Annotated in this window: 1 pseudogene; it reads right to left on the reverse strand. The window is 41.8% G+C overall.

Features of this window, described 5'->3' with window-relative positions:
• Positions 1–132 precede the first annotated feature (132 nt).
• Positions 133–1,292, reverse strand: a pseudogene (locus tag ADU22_RS06695) (IS3 family transposase).
• Between the last annotated feature and the right edge of the window lie 174 nt (positions 1,293–1,466).

A 1,466-nucleotide genomic window follows, 5' to 3' on the forward strand; every position in this document is an offset into this window, starting at 1 on the left:
TCCGTCAAGAAAACGGACATAAAAAAACAGTTTTTTTCCTTTTTAAATCCTACCGCGCTACCGCTTAGTCGCCTCCCAAACGGGTGACAATCTTTCGATATGTCACTCGTTCKAGAGGTAAAAATGTTGTATTCAGGCTGTCGCCAATTTTTGATAATAAGCTTTTTCAAACTCATTAGGCGTGGCATAATCCAAAGTTGAGTGTACTCTTTGGCTATTATAGAAGCTTACAATATATTCAAATATACTCCTTTTAGCTTCCTCTCGCGTCATGTAATCCTCATGGAATATAAGTTCTTTCTTAATTACACTGTGGAACGATTCAATGCAGGCGTTGTCATAACAGTTGCCMTTCCCGCTCATGCTTATGGTTATTTCAGATTCTTTTAGCGCACTGGTATATTCCTTGGAGGCATATTGACTTCCTCGGTCGGAGTGATGGATAAGGCCTTCCTTTGGCGACTGGTTAACCATTGCCCGATCAAGTGCCTGTATGACGAGCTCCTTGGTCATGCGGCTGCTCATGGAGAATCCGATAATTTTCCGTGCATACAAATCCATGACAGTCGCCAAATAAAGCCATCCTTCACGAGTCCAGACATAAGTGATATCAGCGACCCATGCCTTGCCAGGTGCTGTAGTCMTGAAATTCTGTTTAAGCCGGTTMGGATAAACTTGCTTGTCGTGGTCGGAATTGGTCGTAGCCTTGAACTTTCTCGCTGCTATGGACTTCAGGCCTTCCTCTGTCATGATCCTCTGCACATGGCGTTGAGACGCTTTAATCTTTTTCTTTTCGAGCACCMGAAAAATCTTGATGCTTCCATACCGTCTTTTTGAGTCATAATAGACTCTCTTAATCTGCTMTGTAAGTTCTTTACGGGCCTTCTTCCTTTGGCTTGTCCMTCGCTTAATCCAGCCGTAGTAACCACTTGTTGAAACACCTAAAACCTGACACATCTTCACCACGCGAAAATCACGCTGGTGCTCCTGAATAAACCGATAGATCACTTCGGGTTTTTCGTGAAGATGTGCATAGCCTTTTTTAAGATCTCGTTTTCCTCCTGAAGGTCCTTGATTTGTTTCTCCAAGTCCTTTACAGATTTTACGTCAGGTGATAGGTTGCCGCTGCCAATAAAGCCCWTCTCTTTATTTTGTTTATAAGCATTCACCCAGTTTCGAATCGTCCCTATTGGAATATCTAAATCACGTGCCAGTTCCGTCCCTTTTTTGCCTTCTTCTACAACTAATTGAGCGATCTGCATTTTATACTCGTTATCGAAATGCTTCCCCATTTTTAGACACGTCCTCTTTTAGAATGTTAGAGTCATTATAACAAAGTGACTAATTCTACGTGTCCGTTTTCTAGTCTACATCCAATAGAAACAAGAATCCGGACAATAAAAAATGCTCAGGCAAATAGAACGCGAAAATCGGCAAATAAGAAGAGGAATTTGGCTAATAGAATA

The organism is Bacillus sp. FJAT-27251 (assembly GCF_001273925.1).
GTDB lineage: Bacteria > Bacillota > Bacilli > Bacillales > Cytobacillaceae > Mesobacillus_B.